The sequence below is a fragment of the Rikenella sp. genome (genome assembly GCF_056799795.1).
In genome coordinates this window covers 22,770-45,143 of the sequence record NZ_JBQIQO010000019.1, presented here as the reverse complement: position 1 = coordinate 45,143, position 22,374 = coordinate 22,770, and the positions used below count along the sequence as shown (strand labels likewise).

The 22,374-nt window shown below is 58.3% G+C and carries 21 protein-coding genes; 12 read left to right on the top strand and 9 right to left on the bottom strand.

Going from position 1 to position 22,374, the window contains the following annotated elements; genetic code table 11:
• Positions 1–711: 711 nt before the first annotated feature.
• Positions 712–978 (bottom strand): hypothetical protein, encoded by a 267-nt coding sequence (locus ACTO3O_RS06050; RefSeq protein ID WP_297832739.1) that lies wholly within the window; start codon positions 976–978, stop codon positions 712–714.
• On the opposite strand from ACTO3O_RS06050, the gene ACTO3O_RS06045 reads away from it, so the two are divergent.
• The 6 genes from ACTO3O_RS06045 (at position 957) to ACTO3O_RS06020 (ending at position 9,224) form a co-directional block, all read left to right on the top strand.
• Positions 957–3,074: a putative porin gene (locus ACTO3O_RS06045; RefSeq protein ID WP_298080898.1), complete on the top strand. Its 2,118-nt coding sequence runs from the start codon at positions 957–959 to the stop codon at positions 3,072–3,074. The two genes, ACTO3O_RS06050 and ACTO3O_RS06045, sit on opposite strands and share 22 nt — an antisense overlap.
• Before the next feature lie 51 nt (positions 3,075–3,125).
• Positions 3,126–3,800, top strand: a complete 675-nt coding sequence (locus ACTO3O_RS06040) for a transglycosylase SLT domain-containing protein (RefSeq protein WP_297627349.1) — start codon at positions 3,126–3,128, stop codon at positions 3,798–3,800.
• A 630-nt stretch (positions 3,801–4,430) separates the two neighbouring features.
• Entirely contained in the window at positions 4,431–5,273 is an 843-nt protein-coding gene (locus tag ACTO3O_RS06035) for a prephenate dehydratase (protein WP_297832542.1), read from the top strand.
• 29 nt (positions 5,274–5,302) lie between these two features.
• Positions 5,303–6,472 carry a pyridoxal phosphate-dependent aminotransferase gene (locus tag ACTO3O_RS06030; protein WP_297832545.1) on the top strand — a complete coding sequence of 390 codons (1,170 nt, stop codon included), beginning with the start codon at positions 5,303–5,305 and terminating at the stop codon, positions 6,470–6,472.
• Between the two features lie 23 nt (positions 6,473–6,495).
• Positions 6,496–7,335 (top strand): prephenate dehydrogenase, encoded by an 840-nt coding sequence (locus tag ACTO3O_RS06025; protein ID WP_297832548.1) that lies wholly within the window; start codon positions 6,496–6,498, stop codon positions 7,333–7,335.
• 815 nt (positions 7,336–8,150) lie between these two features.
• The gene (locus ACTO3O_RS06020; protein WP_297832551.1) at positions 8,151–9,224 is read left to right on the top strand and encodes a chorismate mutase; all 1,074 of its coding nucleotides are present in this window, start codon (positions 8,151–8,153) and stop codon (positions 9,222–9,224) included.
• A gap of 728 nt (positions 9,225–9,952) precedes the next feature.
• On the opposite strand, the gene ACTO3O_RS06015 is transcribed toward ACTO3O_RS06020, so the two are convergent.
• Complete coding sequence (locus ACTO3O_RS06015; protein WP_297628142.1) at positions 9,953–10,150, bottom strand: hypothetical protein; 198 nt, start codon at positions 10,148–10,150, stop codon at positions 9,953–9,955.
• Positions 10,151–10,501: 351 nt separating this feature from the next.
• Here ACTO3O_RS06015 and ACTO3O_RS06010 point away from each other — a divergent pair, with 351 nt between their 5' ends.
• Both ACTO3O_RS06010 and ACTO3O_RS06005 read left to right on the top strand, forming a co-directional pair.
• Positions 10,502–11,698 (top strand): 5'-nucleotidase, encoded by a 1,197-nt coding sequence (locus ACTO3O_RS06010; protein ID WP_297829963.1) that lies wholly within the window; start codon positions 10,502–10,504, stop codon positions 11,696–11,698.
• A gap of 55 nt (positions 11,699–11,753) precedes the next feature.
• Positions 11,754–13,427: a nucleoside kinase gene (locus ACTO3O_RS06005; RefSeq protein ID WP_297628136.1), complete on the top strand. Its 1,674-nt coding sequence runs from the start codon at positions 11,754–11,756 to the stop codon at positions 13,425–13,427.
• Between the two features lie 150 nt (positions 13,428–13,577).
• Here the strand turns inward: ACTO3O_RS06005 and ACTO3O_RS06000 are convergent, their stop codons facing one another.
• From ACTO3O_RS06000 to ACTO3O_RS05990, 3 genes are all read right to left on the bottom strand, one after another.
• A complete protein-coding gene (locus tag ACTO3O_RS06000; protein ID WP_297829959.1) occupies positions 13,578–14,570 on the bottom strand; it encodes an SEL1-like repeat protein in 993 nt (330 codons plus the stop codon).
• Between the two features lie 21 nt (positions 14,571–14,591).
• Positions 14,592–15,179, bottom strand: coding sequence for a ribosome maturation factor RimM (locus ACTO3O_RS05995; RefSeq protein ID WP_297829957.1), 588 nt, complete (start codon positions 15,177–15,179; stop codon positions 14,592–14,594).
• A 108-nt stretch (positions 15,180–15,287) separates the two neighbouring features.
• The gene (locus ACTO3O_RS05990; RefSeq protein WP_297829955.1) at positions 15,288–15,854 is read right to left on the bottom strand and encodes a 30S ribosomal protein S16; all 567 of its coding nucleotides are present in this window, start codon (positions 15,852–15,854) and stop codon (positions 15,288–15,290) included.
• A 182-nt stretch (positions 15,855–16,036) separates the two neighbouring features.
• Between ACTO3O_RS05990 and coaD the strand changes: the two genes are divergently transcribed.
• Positions 16,037–16,507, top strand: coding sequence for a pantetheine-phosphate adenylyltransferase (coaD, locus tag ACTO3O_RS05985; RefSeq protein WP_297829953.1), 471 nt, complete (start codon positions 16,037–16,039; stop codon positions 16,505–16,507).
• Positions 16,508–16,765: 258 nt separating this feature from the next.
• Positions 16,766–16,912, top strand: a complete 147-nt coding sequence (locus ACTO3O_RS05980) for a hypothetical protein (protein WP_297829951.1) — start codon at positions 16,766–16,768, stop codon at positions 16,910–16,912.
• Between the two features lie 317 nt (positions 16,913–17,229).
• On the opposite strand, the gene ACTO3O_RS05975 is transcribed toward ACTO3O_RS05980, so the two are convergent.
• The 4 genes from ACTO3O_RS05975 to ACTO3O_RS05960 all read right to left on the bottom strand — a co-directional run bounded on the left by ACTO3O_RS05975 (position 17,230) and on the right by ACTO3O_RS05960 (position 20,155).
• The gene (locus ACTO3O_RS05975) at positions 17,230–17,907 is read right to left on the bottom strand and encodes a DUF2461 domain-containing protein (protein ID WP_297829949.1); all 678 of its coding nucleotides are present in this window, start codon (positions 17,905–17,907) and stop codon (positions 17,230–17,232) included.
• Positions 17,904–18,248 (bottom strand): DUF4491 family protein, encoded by a 345-nt coding sequence (locus ACTO3O_RS05970; protein ID WP_297829967.1) that lies wholly within the window; start codon positions 18,246–18,248, stop codon positions 17,904–17,906. Before ACTO3O_RS05970 ends, ACTO3O_RS05975 begins: the two co-directional genes overlap by 4 nt.
• A 90-nt stretch (positions 18,249–18,338) precedes the next feature.
• Positions 18,339–19,814: a catalase gene (locus ACTO3O_RS05965; RefSeq protein WP_294592324.1), complete on the bottom strand. Its 1,476-nt coding sequence runs from the start codon at positions 19,812–19,814 to the stop codon at positions 18,339–18,341.
• Between the two features lie 176 nt (positions 19,815–19,990).
• Positions 19,991–20,155, bottom strand: a complete 165-nt coding sequence (locus tag ACTO3O_RS05960; protein WP_294592322.1) for a hypothetical protein — start codon at positions 20,153–20,155, stop codon at positions 19,991–19,993.
• 70 nt (positions 20,156–20,225) lie between these two features.
• Between ACTO3O_RS05960 and ACTO3O_RS05955 the strand changes: the two genes are divergently transcribed.
• Positions 20,226–21,005, top strand: coding sequence for an endonuclease/exonuclease/phosphatase family protein (locus tag ACTO3O_RS05955; protein ID WP_297829947.1), 780 nt, complete (start codon positions 20,226–20,228; stop codon positions 21,003–21,005).
• Positions 21,006–21,041: 36 nt separating this feature from the next.
• Positions 21,042–22,373, top strand: coding sequence for a YihY/virulence factor BrkB family protein (locus tag ACTO3O_RS05950; RefSeq protein WP_297829945.1), 1,332 nt, complete (start codon positions 21,042–21,044; stop codon positions 22,371–22,373).
• The last annotated feature ends 1 nt before the right edge of the window (position 22,374 follow it).

Below are 22,374 nucleotides of genomic sequence, written 5' to 3'. Positions count from 1 at the left end.
AAACTCGACCGTGTGCGAAAACTCCGTCGCCCGACCGCCTAAAAGGGGATTTCACTCGTTTTGCGGTGAGCAAAATCGAGATGAAATCCCAGCGGGCGACGGTAAACGTGGCGGAGCGAAAGCGGAGCCGCAGTGAGGCTGACACGGGGCAGAGAATTGGGCCGTGCTTTTGCCAAGCTTTGGGGCCGAGAGCGAATAGCTAAGTCCCCGTGGCAACGGTCGGCCCGCAGCCCCCGGATGCGGAGGGGACGCACAGCGTCTTTTACTGGCCGCCTCGGCCTTAATGTTCGTTCTCCGCTGGCTGCGGCCGAAAACGCATTTCGCAGAATGGGGCGACGAATGAGGTAGTGCAGTTGCGGCTCTTTGAGCCGCGCAGTTCGCCGCCACCCCGCGCGGCGGACTGCAACTCGACGGAGCTCGTTGCATTCACCGCTGGCGGCGAACTTAGGCTAAGAACGAAATAGCGAGCCAAGAACGAGCCCCGATAGATTCGGGTTGTGGATTGGGCGGTGGCTTGAGATGAGTTTATGCGACTCGTAGAGTCGCGCGGGCCGGACGCCTCCTACCGGAAGGCCTGCAACACGCCGCTCGCGCGTCGAGAGTTGCTGTGCCTCCCGGGCGTCCGACCGCAAAGTCAAATTGAAATAGAGTAGAGGCTGCCGGTTGTTAGTAGGGTAGCTCCCGCCCCTTGCCCCCGCGGGCACGCCGCGTTTATTCCGAGAGGCAACGCAACTGAAAACCGTAGACACGGCTGTACGAGCTGCTGGGATCGAGACCCTGCATGTAGAAAAGCAGATGCCCGCCATCTATGCCGCTCGTCCCGGATGCCCAACCATACCCGAGGCCTCCGCCGCCCCATAATAAGCCTTCGTTGCCACCGCGGTAGCCCGGGGCGACAACCCCCTCGACCGCCCTTGGCGAACGAGAACAAACTGATAACCACTGAAAAAAAGTCAATGGGAAAATCCCGACGGACATACGCTCTGCGCCTCGCCCTGCTCGCCCTCTTGCTCGGCTGCGCCATGTCGGCCCGGGCGCAGTACGGCAGCGGTACCGTGATCCGTTATCCCGTAGACAACAGCTCCAGCAACTCCTCCGGCCTGCTGCCCAGCCAGATGATCGAACGCGACACCATTGACAAAGCGCGGCGACCTAAGAAACCCCTCGAATCCTTCTATTTCGACGACTCCACCCGCAAACAGCGCATCTTCGCCTGGACCGTTTCGCTCGACGACAACGACATCACCCTGCGGGACTTGGATACCACCCTCGCCGATTTCCACATCGACTACCCCTTTATGCGCCAGGGCGTCGGCAGCGCTTCGCTCGGGAACCTCGGCGGCGCCAGCATTCCCCTCGACTACTTCCAGCGGCCCCAATTCCGCAACTTCTCCTTCGTACAGGCATGGGCCCCCTATTTGATGACACCGGAACAGGTGCTCTTCTATAACGCCAAGATGCCCTACACCAACATCTCCTACCAGATGTCCGGCGAACGGTCGAAAGAAGAACAAATCTTCCACGCCGTCATCTCGCAGAACATCTCCCCTTCCAGCTCCATCAACCTCGAATACAACTCCGACGGTATGCGCGGGCAGTACGAGCGGCAAAAAGCCTTGGACAGGTACTTTGCCGCCAACTTCGCACACACCGGGAAACGCTATGCCATTCACGGCGGATATATCTATAACGTAGGCGACATTCAGGAAAACGGCGGGATTCAGGACATGCGCGACGTGATGGACACCGTCTACGACATGACCGAGAACATCCCCGTTCGGCTGGACGGAAAAGCCGACGCCCGCAATCAGTACAAAGGGCACACCTTTTACTGGACCCAGTCCCTGGCCATTCCCCTGCGCCGGCAGCGCGTTTCCGACGACCTGACCTTGTCCGGAATACCGACCATTTACGTCGGCCAATCCTTCCAGCATACCACCTTCCGGAAAATCTATTCCGATGCCGTCAAAGCCGATCCCGATGACGGGACAGGAGCAGGAGACGACCCCGTCGTGCCGCCGTTCTACGACCATTTTTACGTCAGTCCCGACGGAACCTACGACTCCGTTCGGCAGGCCATGACCGACGTCAAACTTTTCATGCAGCTCCAGCCTTACAACCGGAACGGCATTCTCGGCCTCGTCACCGCCGGAGTGGGGGACGAGTTCAACCGCTACTACTACAACGTGCCGGAGCCCTATCGCGGGCTCTACGGCAACGGAGGGAAACAAGGTAAAAATTCGATCTACGTCTACGGAGGACTCGAGGGAGCCGTCAGCCGCTACATGCGCTGGTCGGCCGACGCCAAACTCCACCTGATCGGGTATCGAAGCGGCGATTTCCATGTGGGCGGCAAACTGTCGCTCGCGGCCTATGTCCGCGAAAAACCGCTGAAATTGGACGCCTCGGTGCGCTTCTCGCTGCGCGAGCCGGACTTCTGGCAGCAGAACTACTTCTCGAACCACTACGCGTGGCTCAACCACTTCTCCAAAGAGAAGACTACGCTCATCACCGCCGCATTCACCGTCCCCGACTACGGGATCGAACTCGGAGGAAGTTACGCCCTGACCAAAGACAAAGTCTACTACGGGACGAACGTCGTTCCTCAGCAGCACACCGGCATGCTCAACGTGATGGGACTTTATCTGCGCAAGGATTTCCGCCTCGGCGGATTTCACTTGAACCATAGGGTGCTCATGCAATGGAGTTCCGACCAGACGGTCGCTCCGGTGCCCCTGCTCAGCGCATCGTTGTCCTATTTCTTCGGCTTCGACATCGTCCGGAACGTGCTCCACATGCAGATCGGCGTCGACGGACGGTATAATACCGAGTATTATGCCTACGCCTACAACCCCGCCATCGGACAGTTCTATACGCAGGATCGCGTGAAGTTAGGCAACTACCCCTCGTTGGACGCCTTCGTGACAGCGAAGTGGAAACGGCTGAGACTGAGGCTCAAACTCCAGCACTGGAATTGCAACCTGTTCGGCGATAACCGCTACTTCGAAGTGGTCGATTATCCCCAGAACCGGATGATGTTCAAGGTTGGACTTTCGTGGTCGTTCTACGACTAACGCGGCTCGCATTGGCATGAGAATTGCTCTCCCGACCTGTAAAAACGAGGGATGAATCTCAAAAAAATAGGACTTGTTCTTGCATTTTTGCTCGTATCGGACCTGACCTTCGTCGGCTGCTCCGGTACCCGTCAGGTAGTCGCCTCGGTAGCGCCTACCGCCGAACAGGTGGAGATCGCCAGCCGGGGACAGATATCGCCTTACGACCCCCTGCTGAGGCAGGCCGCCGAAGAGGCCGGGATGGACTGGCGCTTTCTGGCCGCCATCGCCTGCCAGGAATCCCGCTTCGATCCCCACGCCCGGTCGCACCGCGGAGCCTTGGGCCTCATGCAGGTGATGGAGAGCGTCGCCACCGACTTTGGCGTACCTGCCGAACAGCTCATCGATCCGAAAGTCAATATCTCGATGGCCGTGCGGCTGATCCAACGGATCGAACGCACCTTGCGGTTCGGGAACCGGACTTCGGAAGACGACCGGCTGCGGATTATCCTGGCCTGCTACAACGCCGGGATGGGACACATCATCGACGCCCGTCGGCTGGCCGTGAAACACGGCGTGAACCACAACTCCTGGAACCGCCTCAGCGAATACGTATCCATCAAAGGCTCGCCGGAGTGGGTGGACGACGAAGCGGTGCGGAGCGGCGCTTTCGACGGCACCGAAACGCTCCAGTTCGTCGACAAAGTGATGGCCCGATATGCCGAATACTGCGAAAAATATATCTGACGGATATTGCAACGTCGAAAAAAGACGTATATTTGCACTCGGAATCTGCTGCCGATCGACCTTGCCGCGGCAGACATCCGGCGAAAACAGCATGAAACTGGAATTCGGACATAGCAGGACGGAGGGTTTTTATTCGCCCTTTTATTATTACCGCCGCCGGTTTTTCGGAGAGGGGTCTGCGTCTTCTTTGTCCTTGTAAAACGATTGCTTACCATTTACGCAATATTTGCTAACCAAAGACCCGGCCTCTTCCTCTGAAGAGCCGGGTCTTTCGTTTTTAACCGTTCGTTTACCGTATCTACCCGGATGGAACCGTACCTTTTCTGAAGAAAAGGTACCCAAAAGACTTTCGTGATAGCTACGCTACTCCTTAGGCTCCGCAGTCCTCAGTCTTCGCGAGTCTGTCGGGCTGGGTTTTCTCGGCGAGCGCGCTTAGGGTATCATGCCCAATTATTTAGCGCGCTGCGCCAGAAAACCACAGCCCAACCAACCGAGACTTGGGCCGCCGGCAGCTTTAGGATGCGAAGCATCCTCTAAAGTTTTTCTGGTTCTCTTTGTTCACAAAGAGAACAGTACCCTCCCGAGCAGGTACAGATAATTGAACAATTAAACAAGAAGAGACCGATTTATATGGGATTGCGCGTAGCGATACAAGGATACGAAGGCTGTTTCCACCACATCGCCGCCGAAGGATACTTCGGCGAAGAGATACAGATCGTTCCCTGCGCCACCTTTCGGGGCGTGGTGCGAGCTTTGGAAGAGGGGAGCGCCGATGCAGCCTTGATGGCCATCGAGAACTCTATCGCCGGGAGCATTCTGCCCAATTACGGCCTGTTGCAGGATCGTCTGTTGCGCGTCGTCGGCGAGCTCTATTTGCAGATTCGGCAAAACCTGCTCGTGCTGCCCGACGTCGAGTTGAGCGAGATCCGCGAAGTGTGGTCCCATCCGATGGCCCTGTTGCAGTGCGCCGATTATTTGGACGACAAAGGGTGGCGTCTCGTCGAGACCGAAGACACCGCCCTCTCCGCCCGGCAAGTGGGCGAGCAACGCGTGCGGCATGCCGCCGCTATTGCAGGCGAGCTGCCCGCCCGGCTTTTCGGCCTGAAAGTCATCGCCCCCGAGATCAATACCATCAAGAACAACCACACCCGGTTTATGGTCTTGCGTCGGAGCGCCGACTGCCCGGTCGACCGGAGCGTCGGAGAAGAGCGAATCAACAAAGCCTCCCTCTATTTTCAGGTCGGGCATCGGAAAGGGACACTCGCCAGCGTGCTCAACACCATGGAACGGTACAACATCAACATGACCAAACTGCAATCCTATCCCGTGCCCAGCGACCCCTTCCACTACCTCTTCCACCTCGACATGGAGTTCGAAGACGTTTGGGAATACCGGGAAGCCGTGGCCCACATGCGTTCCGTGAGCGACGGGCTGACCGTTTACGGCGAATATACCCGCGGGAAACATATTTAGCGAAAGTGAGTTCAAAGCACCAACCGAACATGACGAATATAACGATCGCCGACCGGCTCGGCGAAGTCAAAGAGTACTACTTTTCCAAGAAACTGGCCCAGATCGAAGAGATGCGGCGGGCCGGGTTCGATGTCATCAACCTCGGCATCGGGAGTCCCGATCTGCCGCCCCATCCGTCGGTCGTTGAAGCCCTCTATTGCGGCGCCAAGGACGCGCATACCCATGGATATGCCAATTATAAAGGTGAGCGCGTGCTGCTCGAAGCCATCGCCGAGTGGTACGACCGGAAGTACGGCGTGACCGTGGATCCGATGCGCGAAGTGCTCACCTTGTACGGTTCCAAGGAGGGGCTGACCTATCTGTGCCAGACCTTTGTCAATCCCGGCGACCGGGTGCTGGTTCCGAATCCCGGGTATCCGGCTTATGCCGCCGCCGTCCGGCTGGCCGGCGGGATCGTGGACGACTATCGGCTGACTGAAGCGAACGGCTGGATGCCCGATTTCGACGAGCTGGAACGGCGCGACCTGTCGGGCGTGAAACAGATGTTTCTCAACTATCCACACATGCCCACCGGGACGGCGCCGACAGCGGGGCTTTTCGAACGCTTCGTTGATTTCGCCCGGCGGCACGGTATCCTGTTGGTGCACGACAACCCGTACAGCTTTATCCGCAACGACGCTCCGCAGAGCCTGATGGCCGTTCCGGGGGCGCGGGAGGTGGCCGTGGAGCTCAACTCGCTGAGCAAGAGTCAGAATATGGCCGGCTGGCGCGTCGGGATGATGGTGGGGCGCGAGGATGTGCTGGCGGCAGTGCTGCGGTGCAAGAGCAATCTGAACAATGCCATGTTCGTGCCGATGCAACAGGCGGCGGCCGTGGCGTTGGGATTGGGCGACGAGTGGTACGCCGAAGTCAATCGCACCTATCGGAGCCGCGAGGCGTGGGCGGTGCAGATACTGGAGGATTTGGGCTGTACCGTGCGGCCGGGCCAGATGGGGCTTTTCGAGTGGGGGCGTCTGCCGGACACGGCTTTGGCGGCCGGGACGGATTGTTACGGTTTTATCGACCGGATTTTGGACGAAAACAAGATTTTCCTGACCCCGGGCGGTATTTTCGGCTCCGAAGGAGAACGGTACGTGCGGGTGTCGCTCTGCGCCGACGAGGCGACTTTGCAGCGGGCGTGGGAAAGGCTTTTCAAATAGACGTAAACGGTACGAAAAACGAGATGATTGCAACGATAATCGGACTGGGGCTGATCGGCGGGTCGTTCGCCCTGGCGTTGAAAGATCAGGGACTGGCCGACCGGGTGATCGGTGTGGATCGCGATCCGGCCCATGCGGCCAAGGCGTTGGAACTCGGGCTGGTGGACGAGCTGCTGCCGCTCGACGCGGCGGTCGACGCTTCGGATCTGGTCGTGCTGGCGATCCCGGTGAATGCCATCCCTTTGCAGGCTGTGAAGATCCTTAACCGGGTGGATCGGCAGGTGGTAATGGACATGGGGTCGACCAAAGAGGAGCTCTGCGAAGTTATTTCCCAACATGCGCGTCGGGGTCGGTTCGTGGCGACCCATCCGATGTGGGGGACGGAGTATTCGGGGCCGGAGGCGGCTGTGCGAGGCGCTTTTACGGGACGTTCGGTGGTGATCTGTCAGGGTGATCGGAGCGATCCGGACGCGCTGGCGCAGGTCGAGGAGATATACAGCCGGATCGGGATGCCGATTTTGAGGATGGAGCCGGAGGAGCATGATTTGCATGCGGCGTATGTGAGCCACATTTCGCAAATCACCTCTTATGCCCTGGCGCTGACGGTGTTGGAGAAGGAGCGCGAGGAGGAGGCGATCTTCGCTCTGGCGGGCGGAGGGTTCGAGAGCACGGTTCGTCTGGCGAAGAGTTCGGGCGAGATGTGGATTCCGATTCTGTTGAAAAACAAATACAACGTATTGGATGTCCTTCGGGAGCACATCCACCAGCTCCAGATCATGCGGCACATGATCGAGCGGGATGACGCGGAGGGGTTGCAGTCTGCGATCCGGAAAGCGAACTCCATCCGTCGGATTATTCATTAGGGGATGTGGTTTGGGGCGCGGCTGCCTGTTGCCCACCGCGGGCACGCGGGGCCGATCGCTCCTTATAAGCGGGGCGCGAACGAAAAGTTGGGCTGAAGTTGATAGTTGAAATGCGCAGCATTTCCCGTCCACGGGACGTGGGGCCCGCGCGGCCCGAGCGCAGTACCCTCAAACTAAACCGCGCGCCGACGCTTTAAGAGGGAAATCGTCAAAATGTGCTGGCACGTTTTGACAAGATTTCCCAAGGCGCGCGGACAAAGATCGGTGTACGAAAATGCGGCGAAGCGAAAGCGGAGCCGCAGTGAGGCCGACACGCGGCGGTATTGTTGTCCGAGCTTCTGCGACCCTTTCGGGTCGCGCAGTTCGCCGCCATGCGGCGGGCTGCAACTCGTCGGAGCTCGTTGCAGTCACCGCTGGCGGCGACCCGCTTAAACCAAAAGCGAATAGCGCGATTCTGAAGGGAATCGCCGTCTTCGGTGAGAGCGACGCCATAGCGGCGCGTGGGGGAGGCGCGCCGAGGACGAATAAGGAGAGCCTTGGTTGATATACGGGCCGAGGTTACCCATTGTGAGTGCGGCACCCCCGTTTATTCCGAGAGGCAACGCAACTGAAGACCGTGGGCACGGTATTCGATTAAATCGGGATTGAGACCATCCGGGCCGAAGTTCATAAACATACAGCGAGATTCGCGGGGCGCGGATGAAAGGCTATAGCCGGCGAGACCACTGTGTACTACGTCGCCATTGAGCCTTTCGCGGTAGCCCGGGGCGGGCTAAAGATCAGTTACAGAACGAAAAATAAAACAAATACGATAGATGGAAACCAAAAAGATCGATTGGAAAGGCAAACGCCCGTTGATTATTTCCGGGCCCTGTAGCGCCGAAACCGAAGAACAAACCCTCGAAACCTGTCGTCGACTGGCCGCGACCGGCGCAGTGGACGTGCTGCGCGCCGGAATCTGGAAGCCGCGTACCAAACCCGGTACGTTCGAAGGCGTCGGTTTGCCCGGCCTTTCGTGGATGGCCGAAGCGAAAAAAGAGACCGGCCTGCCCGTGGCGACCGAAGTGGCCAATGCCAAACATGTCGAAGGCGCCCTGGAATTCGGCGTCGATCTGTTGTGGATCGGTGCGCGGACGACCGTCAATCCTTTCAGCGTACAGGACATTGCCGATGCCCTGCGCGGCGTGAATATCCCCGTGCTGGTCAAAAATCCGATGAATCCCGACCTCGATCTCTGGATGGGGGCCGTACAGCGGCTTCAGAAGGTCGGAATCGAGCAGGTCGGGCTGATTCACCGCGGATTCTCGTCGTTCGGCGTCTCCAAGTACCGGAACAATCCGATGTGGCCCCTGGCGATCGAGATGAAGATGCGGATGCCGGACGTGCCGATGATCGGCGACCCGTCCCACATTACCGGGAAACGCGCCCTGCTCAAAGAGGTGGCTCAGGAATGTGCCGACCTGAACTACGACGGTTTGATTATCGAGAGCCACATCTGTCCGGACAAAGCGTGGAGCGACGCCGCACAACAGGTCGTTCCGGAAGAGCTGGGCGAGCTGGTTCGGAGCATCGTGTGGCGTAAACCTCAGACCGACAAGCCGGATTTTCTGCGTTCGTTGGATAAGTTGCGCAGCCAGATCGACCAGTATGACGCCGAATTGTTCACCTTGTTGAGCAAGCGGATGGCCGTGGCCGAGAAGATCGGTGAGATTAAGCGAGACAACGAAGTGATGATTCTCCAGAGCGCTCGCTGGGACGATATCGTGAAGCGGGTTTTGGCGACCGCCGACGAGTTGCAATTGAGTCGGGAGTTTTTGAGCATTTTGTTGAATTCGATTCATATGGAGAGCATCAGCCGCCAGCACCAGGTGATGAACTCGAAGAAGTAGGTGCGCGGACAAAGAATTGGGCCGAGGTTGTCAATGGAAATGCGTCAGCATTTCCCGTCCACGAGAGGTGGGGCCCGAACGCAGTCCCCTCAAACTAACGCGCGCCGCCGCCTTAGGAGGGAAATTGTCAAAATGTGCTGGCACGTTTTGACAAGATTTCCCCAGGCGCGCATCGAAGAACTGGGCCGAGCTGCTTAAGCGATACGCAGTATCGCTCCGTCCCTCTGGTGCGCTCATCGAGCGTTTTGTTAGGGTTGTCTTTGCCTTATTAGCCGTCCACCGCCCGTGCAGGGCAGTTTCAGGCAGGACAAAGCATAGGGCGAGGAATTGGGCTGAGGCTGCCTTTGCCCACCGCGGGCACGCGGGGCCTGCCCGGCCTGAGGGCAGTACCCTCCTGTAGGGCCGACGCGCGCCCCGCCTAAAGAAGCGATTCAACTATTTCGATGGTGAGCCGAAATAGAATGAATCGCGCAGGCGCGCGAAAACGCGGCGGAGCGACAGCGGAGCCGCAGTGAGGCACACACGGGGCAGTGCTTTGGGCCGTGGGTTGGGCTGTGCTTTTGCGACTCGCAGAGTCGCGCAGTTCGCCGCACCCTGCGCGGCGGATTGCAACTCGACGGAGCTCGTTGCGCCCCCGCAGGCTTCGACCCGCAAAGTCAGAATAGAAAATGACATATATTCCGGGTTCTAAGTCCCCAATCGGTTCCGGTGAAAGCACTCCTTCCCGTTTATTCCGAGAGGCAACGCAACGGAAAACCGTGGGCGCGGTTGCCCGCATTGCTGGGGAGGAGGAGCTCCGCGGTTAGGTGCAAGAACACACCGTTGAGCCTACTGACAGCGGATGACCAACCGTATCCGGCATCGCCGACATAGAGCAGCGTGCCCAATGGGTTACTGCGGTAGCCCGGGGCGGTGCCGCTCGGCACGCGAACCGGGTAGCCTCTTCCCCAATGGCCGCCTCTATCCTAAGTGCCTCTACCCCAACAATCGGCCTGCCTCGACTTCAAGTTAGGGTAGAGGCTGCCATTAAAAGACGCTGTGCGTCCCCCGTCTATTCCTCCGAGAGGCAACGCAACTGAAAACCGTAGGCACGGCTGTCCGAAGTGCTGGAACGAAGCCACATCACACTGAAATTCACGTTCATGCCATTCGTGTGGCTGACCGTCGAAGCCCAACTGATTCCATTGCTGCCGACGACCCCCAGTGCCCCGTTACTCCTTTCGCGACAGCCCGGGGCGGGACATCGCCCAATCTGAACCAACACGCAGAAACGAAAGATGCGTAGAATAGTTATCAGTCTGTTTTTCAGTCTGCTGGGCGCTATCGCCTCCGCTCAGTCACACCAGCGGCTCGTTGTGACCGCCGGTGATGCCGCCACGATGGATTTCGACCCTATCACCGGCAGACATCGGGCCGGTTCCTTGATCGCCGTCGCCCGGTTTGTCGAGACCTGGCGGGCAGAACTCGGAGAGACGGCCGTTTTCGCCGTAGACATTCCTCGGCGGAAGATGCCGCTCGGCGATGCGATTTATACGAATCAGATCGACAGTACTTTACGGCAGAGGTTAATGCGTGCAGCCGGTTATGCGAGCGAGGCAGAGCAGGATTCCGTGATGACCCTTTTCTGTGTGACCCCTGCCGCAGTGGATTCGCTCGGCGAAAACGAGTGGCTCGTTGTCGATCGGTATGAAATCGAAGGGCAGACGGCAGTGCGTGTCAGGCGGTACGATTTTTCGGAAATTCGGCCCTCGAAAACGCTGAAAGCGCGTTTTGCAGCCGATGAGAAACAGATGCGGCGGCTCTTTCTGGAGCCCGTGGCGACGCTCGATACCGCGATCACCACACGGGACGGATTTTTCGGGCCATCCGCCTTCGCCGACCTCTTTCACCGCTTTCATCAGGCCATGGCGCCCGGAGCCGACCTCTCGTTTTTTGCGCCGCCCGTGATGGATGCCACCCTGGCCGCCGGTGACTTGTCGTTGAGCGACGTTTTGCCCTTCTTTCGGTTCGACAACCGACTCGTGTCCGTTCGGGTGCCCGGACGCAGGCTCAAAGAGTGGATCGAAAAGATCTTCGGGATGCGCTTTTTTCGGATTTCCGGGCCTCAATCCGATCTGGTTCGGTTGCGAGTGCCCTACTATTTGCACGACGATGTCGCCGGGCTTCGTTTTCGGGTCGACCTGACCGCCCGGCCCGGACACCGCGTCACGATTTACGAGACCGAACGCGGCGAACCGTTCGATCCCGCTCGAACCTATACCCTCGTACTCAATTCGTTCCGTGCGCGGGAGCTTCAGGCCGAAGGATGGCCCGTTGTCGTCGTCGCCGAAGACTATCGAGTCGCCTTAGCCGCCTGGTTGGCCGCCCAGGAGACCTTGTCGCCCCGGGCGCGCGACAACTGGTCGGCCGGCCCGGAGCGGTGGGTGCGGGCAATTGCAGCGCGCGAGCGGCAGACGATTTTTTCCGCGAAATAGTCGAAAAAGAAAAATTCCGTATCTTTAGGAATACTTTTTGTAACCTATCGAAAGCATGACGACACGACCCATACAGATTTATTGCGAGAACAACGATACGACACTTTATGTCGACGAAGGTTCCACGCTGGAACAGGCTTTGGAGATGCTTGCCCTGCGCACCGAATCGCCCGTAATCGCCTGTTTTGCCGACAACCGGATGAAAGAGCTCAACACCCGGCTCTATTCGCCGAAAAGCCTGCGCTTTGTCGAGATGGTTTCGTCCGACGGCATGCGGGTTTATGCCCGTTCCCTCTTTTTCCTGTTGCACAAAGCCGTTTCCGACCTCTATCCGAAAGCCCGGCTGCGCGTGCTTTATACGGCCGCCCGGGGGTATTATTGCGAGATCGAGGGAGCCGGTTCCATCGGCGCCGAGCAGGTCGAAGAGATCAAGAAGCGGATGCGGACCCTCGTGGAGCTCAACCTGCCGATCGTGCGCGAAAAGCTGCTCTTTTCCGACGTCGAGAAACTCTATCGCGGCTGCGGGTTCGAGGACAAAGTCGCCTTGCTCGGGACATGGCCCCAGTGCTTCGTGACGGTTTATAACCTCGGCGGACTGCCCGGTTATTTTTACGGAGCGATGGCCGTTTCGACCGGCGTGCTGACCGTTTTCGACCTGCATGCTTTCGGCGGCGGCTTCGTGTTGCAGATGCCCCGGCGCGACGACTGGACGAAAGTCGAACCGATGCGGCTCGAACCGAAACTCTTCTCCGTCTTTCAGCAAAATCAGGAGTGGTCTGATATTCTGCGTATTGCGGATGTAGGGTCGCTCAATTCGCGCGTGCTGGCCGGCGAGGCCGGCGAACTCATCAAAGTCGGCGAGGCGTTGCAGGAGAAGACCCTGGCTCGAATTGCCGACGTCATTGCCGAACGTCACCGGAAAAGCGGCCTTAAGATCGTTCTGGTGGCCGGCCCGTCGTCGAGCGGCAAGACCACACTGGCCAAAAGGCTTTCCATCCAGCTGCGGGTGCTGGGACTCGAACCGCAGACCATCTCGATGGACAACTACTTCGTCGATCGCGAGCATACCCCGCGGGACGAGAACGGCGATTACGATTTCGAATCGCTCGGCGCGGTCGATGTCGAGGCCTTCAACTCCGATTTGAACCGCCTTTTCGCAGGCGAACAGGTCGAGATGCCCAAATTCCGTTTTACGGACGGTAAGCGCTACTACGACGGAACGACCTTGCAGCTCAACGAGCGGAGCATCGTGATCGTCGAGGGGATTCACGGTCTGAATCCGGCCCTGACGCCTCATATCGAAGAGCACCTCAAGTACAAGATTTACGCCTCGGCCCTGACGACCCTTTCGTTGGACGACATGACCGTGATTTCGACGACCGATAATCGGCTGTTGCGGCGGATCGTGCGGGACAGCAAGTACCGGGGGCGTTCGGCTTACGATACGATCCGGGGGTGGGGGAGCGTTCGGCGGGGCGAGGACAAGTACATTTTTCCGTTCCAGGAGCAGGCCGACGTGATGGTGAATACCTCCCTGTTTTTCGAGATATCGATCCTGAAGAGGTACGCCCAGCCGCTGTTGGGGCGCGTTCCGGCCAATACGCCGGAGTTCGCGGAAGCATTGCGGCTGTCGCGGTTTTTGGACTATTTCGTCGAGATACCGGATCGGGAATTGCCTCCGACCTCGATTTTGCGCGAGTTTCTGGGCGGCAGCAGTTTCAGCTATTAGGCGCGCGGATAATAAGAATTCGGCCGAATTGAAAAGTGGAAATGCTTACGCATTTCCACTTTTTTATGGGGCATGGGCCCGCGCGACCGGGTGTCGGACGGAAAACCGTCGGTCGGAATTTTATCGATTCTCCGTCCGGGATCCTGTGTCTCAGCGTAGTTCGGCCAATCTGGCTTCGGCTTCCTGAAATCCTTGTTCCGCGGCATGGAGATACCACTCCACAGCTTTGGTGCGGTTCTGTTCGATGCCTTCGCCGAATTCATAGCACCATCCCAAGTTGTATTGTGCTTCGACGTGACCTTGCTCTGCTGCCAATCGGTACCATTCTGCGGCGTCTTTATCATTTGGTTTGACCCCTCTGCCGTGTTTATAGCAGAGCCCGAGGTTATATTGCGCATCGGCATCTCCTTGTTCCGCCGCGAGGCGGTACCACTTCACAGCTTCGGCATCGTCCGGATGGATACCGAAACCGAAATAGTAGCAGTTGCCGAGGTTGCATTGTGCTTCGATATATCCTTGTTCCGCAGCGAGACGGAACCATTCGCACGCTTCCGCAGCGTCTGATTTTACGCCTTCTCCGTTCATATAGCAGAGACCGAGTCTGAACTGCGCATCCGCATCTCCCTGTTCGGCTGCCAGTCGGTACCATTTCGCTGCTTGCCGGTAGCTCTGTCTGACGCCCCGTCCATTTTTATAGCAAATCCCGAGGTTGTATTGCGCATCGGCATACCCTTGTCCGGCTGCTTTGCGATACCATTTCACAGCTTCCTTGTAATCCAGTTCGACCCCCACCTCGTTCGCATAACATACTCCGAGGTTGTATTGCGCGTCAGGCAGTCCCTGTTCGGCTGCGAGGCGAAACCACTCCGCTGCTTTCGTGTAGTCCTGTTCGACCCCCAGTCCGTCCTTATAACAGTCTCCGAGGTTGAATCGAGCCTCGATATGACCTTGTTCCGCAGCGAGACGGTACCATTTGGCCGCTTCGGTGTAGTTCTGTTCCATGCCCCATCCGTGGTCATAGCAGACTCCGAGCTTGAATTGCGCTCCGGCGTCGCCGGCCTCGGCGAGTTGTACGAGCTCTTGTCGTGCCTGCGCATCGCCTTCTTGGAGACGATGGTACCCTATTTCAGGTCTATTTTCCATGATTCAGGATTGTGTTTGGTATCACAGTTCGAACAGCCCCTCCGGCAGATCACCCGCCAATCGCCGCTTCCTGACGCTCGTGACTTCGATCACCCCCGCCGGAACCAACACCTCCTGTCCGTCGAAATCGACACCCAGCAGCGGATTGCCCGGATAGTCATAAAATTCCCGTACCATCCCCACCCGTCCCGAACGCCGATCCGTCAATTCATACCCGACCAATACGCTCAAATCCCCCTCCTCGTTATCCGTCCGTTCCGACCGGTCGGCAGCGGTCGGTATCCGATAAAGCGTCTTTCCGATCAACAGGCCCGTCTCCGCCGAGGTTTCGAAATCATCGAATACGATTACGCCTCGCCCTCCGCCCTGTCGCTCGAACGAAGCGACATAAAGCGGCACGGCCAGTGAGTCGACCACCGTCCACAGCGGTTCGCTCCCGACCGGATCGTCCGGAAAACCGTCATAGAGCGATACGAGCAAAGTTCCGCCTCCGTCAGCCGCATTTCCGTACTCTTTTTTGATCCGCCCGACCACCCATTCGCCGCGCTGCGCCGCCGCTTCGATCGCCTTGGCGAGGGCTGTGTAACTCGAACTCTCCTCTTTTTTCATATTCGATTGATTTCGCATTTTGCCAGAAAAAGAAAACCTCGCTCCGGTATGGGGCGAGGTTTTCCATAGGGTTGTTTTGCACGGAACAAAAGTGCTCCCGGAGAAAAATTATTCCGCAGCAGCCTCTTCAGCCGCAACGACAGCTTCTTCCGCAGTTTCGGCAACCGCCTCGGCAGCCTCTTCCGTAGCTTCAGCCGCCTTCGCCGCCGCAGCAGCTTCGGCCAACTTAGCCGCCAAAGCCGCAGCCTTAGCCTCTTTCACCTTCGTTTCAGCTTCCAGACGTTCCTTTGCAGTCTTCGCCTTAGCCGCATCCAGAGCAGCTTTGGTCGATGCCGTCTTGGCCTCTTTTTCAGCTTTCCATTTCGCGAACTTCTGTTCGGCCACCTCTTCGGTGAAAGCGCCTTTCCGCACCCCGCCGTTCAGGTGATGACGATACATTACCCCCTCTTTCGAAAGGATCGACCGAGCGGTATCTGTCGGCTGTGCCCCGACACCGACCCACCGCACAGCGCTCTCGAAGTTGAGCACCACGGTAGCCGGATTGGTATTCGGATTGTAAGTCCCTAATTTTTCGATAAAACGCCCGTCGCGCGGCGCACGGCTGTCTGCCACCACGATGTGATAAAAAGCATACCCTTTTTTCCCGTGACGCGACAGTCTGATTTTGGTTGACATGTTTTGATAAATTTGTTGATTGTCAATCCCTTGTCTGCCCACAGCGTTCTTGAAAAACGAACCGCGAAGAGTGAATCTTCCCCGTTCCCTGGTTTGTGCAAAACCGCCGCTGTTTCGGACAAGTGTCGCAAAGGTATGAAAAATGTTTATCTTTACCTAAAAGTTTGCAGCATTTCACGGGTATGGAGAAAAAAGCCATCTTCGCCGGATCGTTCGACCCGTTTACGGCGGGTCATGAGAATATCGTACGGCGGGCGCTCGCCCTGTTCGACGAAATCGTTGTCGGGGTGGGCTACAACATCAAGAAAAAGGGACTCCTGACGATGGAAAACCGCGTCCGGCTGATTCGCGATGTGTTTCGCGACGAGCCGCGGGTGCGGGTGGAGACCTACGACGGACTGACGGCCGATTTCTGTCATCGGCAGGGAATCCGCATCTTGCTGCGGGGATTGCGGTCGGTGGACGACTTCGAAAGCGACCGCACGATCGACGCCATCAACAAACGGCTGGATCCGCGGATCGAGACCTTTTACCTGCTGACGGATCCGTATCTGGGGGCTATTTCGTCGGCGGTAGTCAAGGAGTTGTATGTCCACAAAGCTGACCTCGAACGATTTATGCCGACGGGCATCGACCTCGAAAAATACTTGTAATCTATTTCTTCCGCAGTACCCTGTCCCGCCCCGGGCAACCGCGAAAGTAACAACGGCGGAGTGGCGGTCGTCGGCAGTCAGGGCTACAACTGGTCGTCTACAATTAGCAACACGAACGGCATGCTTTTGGAATTTCGTGCGCAATTCCTCATCACGAGTTACGCGATCTATCGCGCCTTCGGTTTTCCGTTGCGTTGCCTCTCGGAATAAACAGAGAAAACAGCCCCGGGCCACCGCTATTCCCATTCGGGCGCGCTGATGGGCATCGCCAACTGCGGGTTCGTCTGGTCGTCCGTCACAAGCGACATCTACGGTTTGGACTTGCTTTTCAGCGTGACGAGTCTCGGTCTTGGCTATTCAGACAACCGCGCCCATGGTTTTCAGTTGCGTTGCCTCTCGGAATAAACAGGATGCCGCTCGGCACGCGAACCGGAAACCTTGTCTCATGTTTGGGGTAGAGACTGCCTGTTTTGGGATTAGGGCCGAGGCTGCCATCAAAAGACGCTTAGCGTCCGTTTATTCCGAGAGGCAGCGCAACTGAAAACCGTAGCCACGATTGTTCGCACTGCTGGGATTGAGGCTCGTTGTGAAAAATCCCACATGTGTACCGAGCGTGCCGCGCACCATCGGAGACCAATCGTAACCGCCGTCGCCGACACGGCCAAATATGCCCGAGGCATACAGGCGGTAGCCCGGGGCGGGCGCCGCAGGGAATCGGGCGTTTACGGTCGGACAATGCGGTTCAGGAAATCGTTCAGCGGCTTCATCAGCCGGAACAACCGCAACGCCTCCGGAATGTACTCCGGACTCGTCACCAGATCGTCCGGCAGGTGCACCCAGACATAGAAGTGGTTCAGCTTCAGGTACTCCGCCGCCGGCGAGTCCGCCCGGAACCCGCGCGGGACACGCTTCAAAACCTTATCCTCCCGACACAGATCGCCGATCTCACTCCGGAACTCCGGCGCATGGACAATTCCGCTGAACTCCTCCCAATTCGTGTCGATCGCCTCCCGAATCGCCTTCAGCGAACCCGATTTCTCCTCCGGCATGTACAACCCGCACGAAACCACCGACATGCCGCCCGGCTCGACGTGCATGTAGTAGCCCGACAACGGACTGTGCCGCTCCCCGTCCGCGTTGAGCACCACCCCGAAATGGGTCTTGTACGGCCGCTTGTCCGCCGAAAAGCGCAGGTTGCGGTTGATCCGGTAAATCAGCTTCTGGACATCCGGATACCCCAGCGACGGGTCGAACAGATTGATTCCCTCGACCATCCGTTCCGCATTCTCCAACACGTTTTCGCGCGCCGCCTCATAACGGGCCCGATGCTCGTGGAACCACTCCTTGTAGTTGTTGCGCCGCAGATCGTCCAAAAATTCCAGTGTCGTCCGTTCGATCATAACTGTTTCGATTTTTGTTCGCGAATCCGTTCATAATGGGCCGCCCGCCGCGGATTCGTCGGGAACCACCCCTTGACGACCCGTTCCTCCTGTTCGAAAACCTCCTTGATCGTCCAGAACGACGAAAAGGCGAATACCCCCAACAGCGTCGAAACGAGGACATTGTCCGTGAGCAGCGACCCCGCCGTTCCCCCGATGCCCAACATCAGGAAAATCCACCAGCACCGCGTTCCCCAGTAATATTCCGCCCGGATCACCACCGGATGGAACAACCCGATAATCAAAAAGGTACAGATGCCGATCACCAGTCCCAGCAGCCGATAGTCTTGTAAAAAATCCATCACGATACGATCGTATTTTATGTTCGGTAAAGATAAGAAAATGCCGCGGAACGTGAAAGTTCCGCGGCCTGTCGAAGCCCCTCCGGTTCGTTAGCGATCTCCCGCCAACGCCTCCTTCAGGTCGATGCCCAGTGCGTCGGCAATGCCCTGACCGTAAGCCGGATCGGCCTTGTAGCAGTTCCGCACGTGCCGCTGTTTGATGAACAGCTCGGTCTCATCTCCCATGTGTCGCGCCGTGTTTTCGAACAGCACCTGCTGCTGGGCCGGCGTCATCAGGCGGAACAGGTTGCCCGGCTGGGTGTAGTAATCGTCGTCGTACTCCCGTTCGTCGTAGTTGTAGATGTCGCCCGTCCACGAGAGCGGCGGCTCTTTTTTCGCCGGCGTATCGCGCCACTCGCCGTAGCTGTTGGGCTCGTAGCCGATCGTCGAACCGTAGTTGCCGTCCACCCGCATCTTTCCGTCGCGGTGGAAGGCGTGGAACGGACAGCGGGGCTTGTTTACCGGAATCTGTTCGACGTTGACTCCCAGCCGGTAGCGCTGTGCGTCGCCGTAGGAGAAGAGCCGCCCCTGGAGCATCTTGTCGGGCGAGAAGCCGATCCCCTCGACCACGTTCTGCGGGTTGAAAGCCGCCTGTTCCACCTCGGCGAAGTAGTTGTCCGGATTGCGGTTCAGCTCCATCACCCCGACGTCGATCAGCGGAAAATCGCCGTGGGGCCACACTTTGGTCAGGTCGAACGGGTGGATGTGGTAGTTGCGGGCCTGCTCCTCGGTCATGATCTGGATGCGGAACTTCCACCGCGGGAAGTCGCCCCGTTCGATGGCTTCGTAGAGATCGCGCTGGTGCGAGTCGCGGTCTTTGGCGATGATGTCGGCCGCCTCCTGGTCAGTCAGGTTTTTGATCCCCTGTAGCGTTTCGAGGTGGAATTTCACCCACGTGCGCCGGTTTTCCTTGTCGTAGAAACTGAACGTGTGGCTGCCGAATCCGTGCATGTGGCGATACGAGGCCGGTATACCGCGGTCGCTCATCGTGATGGTCACCTGGTGGAGCGCTTCGGGCAGTAGTGTCCAGAAGTCCCAGTTGGCATTGGGGTCTTTGAGGTTCGTCCTCGGGTTTCGCTTGACGACGTGGTTCAGGTCGGGGAACTTCAGCGGGTCGCGCAGAAAGAAGACCGGCGTGTTGTTGCCGACCAGATCCCAGTTACCCTCGTCGGTGTAGAATTTGATAGCGAACCCGCGGATGTCCCGTTCGGCGTCGGCTCCGCCGCGTTCGGCGGCGACGGGCGAGAAGCGGACGAAGCAAGGGGTCTGTTTGCCGACTTCGGCGAAGATCGAGGCGCGTGTATATCGCGTGATATCGTTCGTGACGGTAAAGGTGCCGTAGGCGCCGGAGCCTTTGGCGTGCATGCGTCGTTCGGGGATGACCTCGCGGTCGAAGTGGGCCATCTTTTCGAGGTACCAGGCGTCCTGCATCGCCATGGGGCCGTACGGGCCGGCGGTCTGGACATTCTGGTTGTCGGCCACGGGTCTACCGTTGGCGTTCGTGAGGGTGTGTTTGTTCTTTTTCATCGGTTTTGCGATATTTGAATGTTGAAAAATTCGCTCTTGCCGGGAGAAACCGGATATTAATGTGGTGTTGGTGTGTGTGAATAGCATAGATCGTGCCAAATCGGGCAGGGTGGGGGAGAGGCTGCCTTTATTTAGGGTAGAATCGGCCAGTATTCGAGTGCCGAGCGGCACCCTGTTTATTCCGAGAGGCAACGCAACGGAAAACCGTGGGCACGGGCATCTTGCATTTGAGGATTGAGATAGATTACATTGAAATTTAAATCCACCCCGTCGATTCCACTGATCGTCGTGGAAGACCAACTGTACCCGCTGTTGCCGGTATTGCCCGGAGCTCCATCCACATGTCGGCGGTAGCCCGGGGCGGGCGAATGAAACAGGATAGAAATCTAAAAACAGATAATGATGAGATACATGGGACTTGTATTCTTTTGCCTCCTGGGCGGAGCCCTGCTGACCAAAGCCGTCGCCCGCCGCCCGGCCCGTCCGCTGCGCATCGTGAGCTACAACGTGCGCGGAGGTATGGGGATGGACGGAACGCGCGACTACGCGCGCGCCTCCGCCGTGATTCGCGCCGCGCGGCCCGATATTTGCGCCTTGCAGGAGCTGGACAGCATGACCCGGCGGAACGGCGATACCGATGCCCTGCGGGAGTTCGCCCATCGAACCGGTCTGCACGGCACCTTCGCCCGCGCGATCGCCTATGACGGCGGTGCGTATGGCATCGGGCTCCTCTCGAAGCGGCGCCCGAAGCGGGTCGAACGGCTGCCCCTGCCCGGCCGCGAAGAGGCCAGAGCCCTGATTGTAGCCGAATTCTCGGACTACGTCGTGCTGGCGACCCACCTGTCGCTGACCCCGGCCGACCAGCTGAGCTCCGTCGAGTTGATCGACAGCGTGGCCGCTTCGTATCCCGGTCGGGCGGTGTTTTTGGCCGGCGATCTGAACTGTCCGCCCGATTCCGAAGTCTTCCGCGCTCTGCGTCAGCGGTTCGTACCCCTGAACGACACGCGGCTCCCGAGCTGGCCGGCCGACGATCCGCAGGATACGATCGACTATATTTGGGGCTATACCGGTGGCGGAATCTCGTATCGGGTCTGCGACAACGGCGTGATCGACGCGCCCGACCAGTCGGATCACCGTCCCGTTTTTGCCGAGGTGACCTACGGCCCTCGCCAGCCCGACAAGGAGCGATAGCCGCTGAGGCGACACCGAAGAACTATTTCGCAGCGTATGAAAAGATTGTTTCTGAAAATCAAACAGCTCGTCCTCGACACGATTCGTTTCTTCACCTATGATATCTGGCGCATCAGCAGCATCGACGGCTCGGTGAAGCGCGTCGGACTCTACAACCTGTTGAAGAGCTTCATCCTCGCCATTCGGAACATCAGCGCCGCGCAGCTCAATATTCGGGCCGGCGCCCTGACCTACAGCACGCTGCTTTCGATCGTGCCGATTCTGGCCGTGCTGTTCGCCATCGCCCGCGGATTCGGCCTCCAGCACCTTGTCCAGAGCGAACTGGTACGCTACTTTACCGGTCAGGAGGTGATTCTGCAACGGGCCTTCACCTTTATCGACCGTTCGATCGAGTATGCCCAGGGAGGCGTTTTCGTCGGTGTCGGTGTCGTGCTGTTGCTCTACACTGTCTTCAGCCTCTTCAGCAAGATCGAGAGCAACTTCAACGACATCTGGCAGATCAAGCACGGGCGACCGTACGTCCGTCAGTTCACCGACTACCTGGCGCTGTTGGTGGTTGCGCCGGTCTTTCTGATTTGCAATGCCGGCATCTCGCTCCTGCTCGCCACCGCCGCCGGACAGGAGCATATCCTCGGATGGGCGCTGGCGCCGGTCGTGCGGGCGATACCTTATCTGGTGATTATCCTGCTCTTCGTGCTGCTTTATATGTACCTGCCCAACACGAAAGTCCGGTTCGGGAGCGCGTTGTTCGCCGGGTTGTTCACTGGCATCGCGTTCCAGATTTTTCAGGTGCTCTACATCAGCGGCCAGATATGGATTTCGAAGTATAATGCCATCTACGGGAGCTTTGCGGCGCTGCCGTTGCTGCTATTGTGGCTGCAACTCTCCTGGTTCATCTGCCTGTTCGGTGCCGAGCTGGCTTTTGCTCACCAGAATGTCAGCAAGTTCGATTTCGAGCAGGAGGCCCGGCATATCAGCCGCCGGTATCGGGATTTTATTCTGTTGGCGGTGATGCGGGTGATTGTGGGGCGTTTTGCGACGGGCGAACGGCCGTATACGGCGGATCAGATTTCGGGACACTATCGGATTCCGACGCGGCTGACGGCCGATACGTTGGAGCTTTTGCTGCGCATCGGTCTGGTGGCGGAGACTCCGGTCGAGGACGATAAGGTGGTTTCGGCCTATATTCCGGCTTCGGACATCCACCGGATGACGGTGGCCGATCTTTTCGAGCGGGTGGATCGTTGCGGTTCGGAGAATTTCCGGGTCGATCTGAAACAGGATTTTTCGCGGGAGTGGGACGAGATCATCCGCCTGCGCGAAGCGGTCTCCCGCAGTGGCGAAGGGGTGCTGATCAAGGATTTGTAAA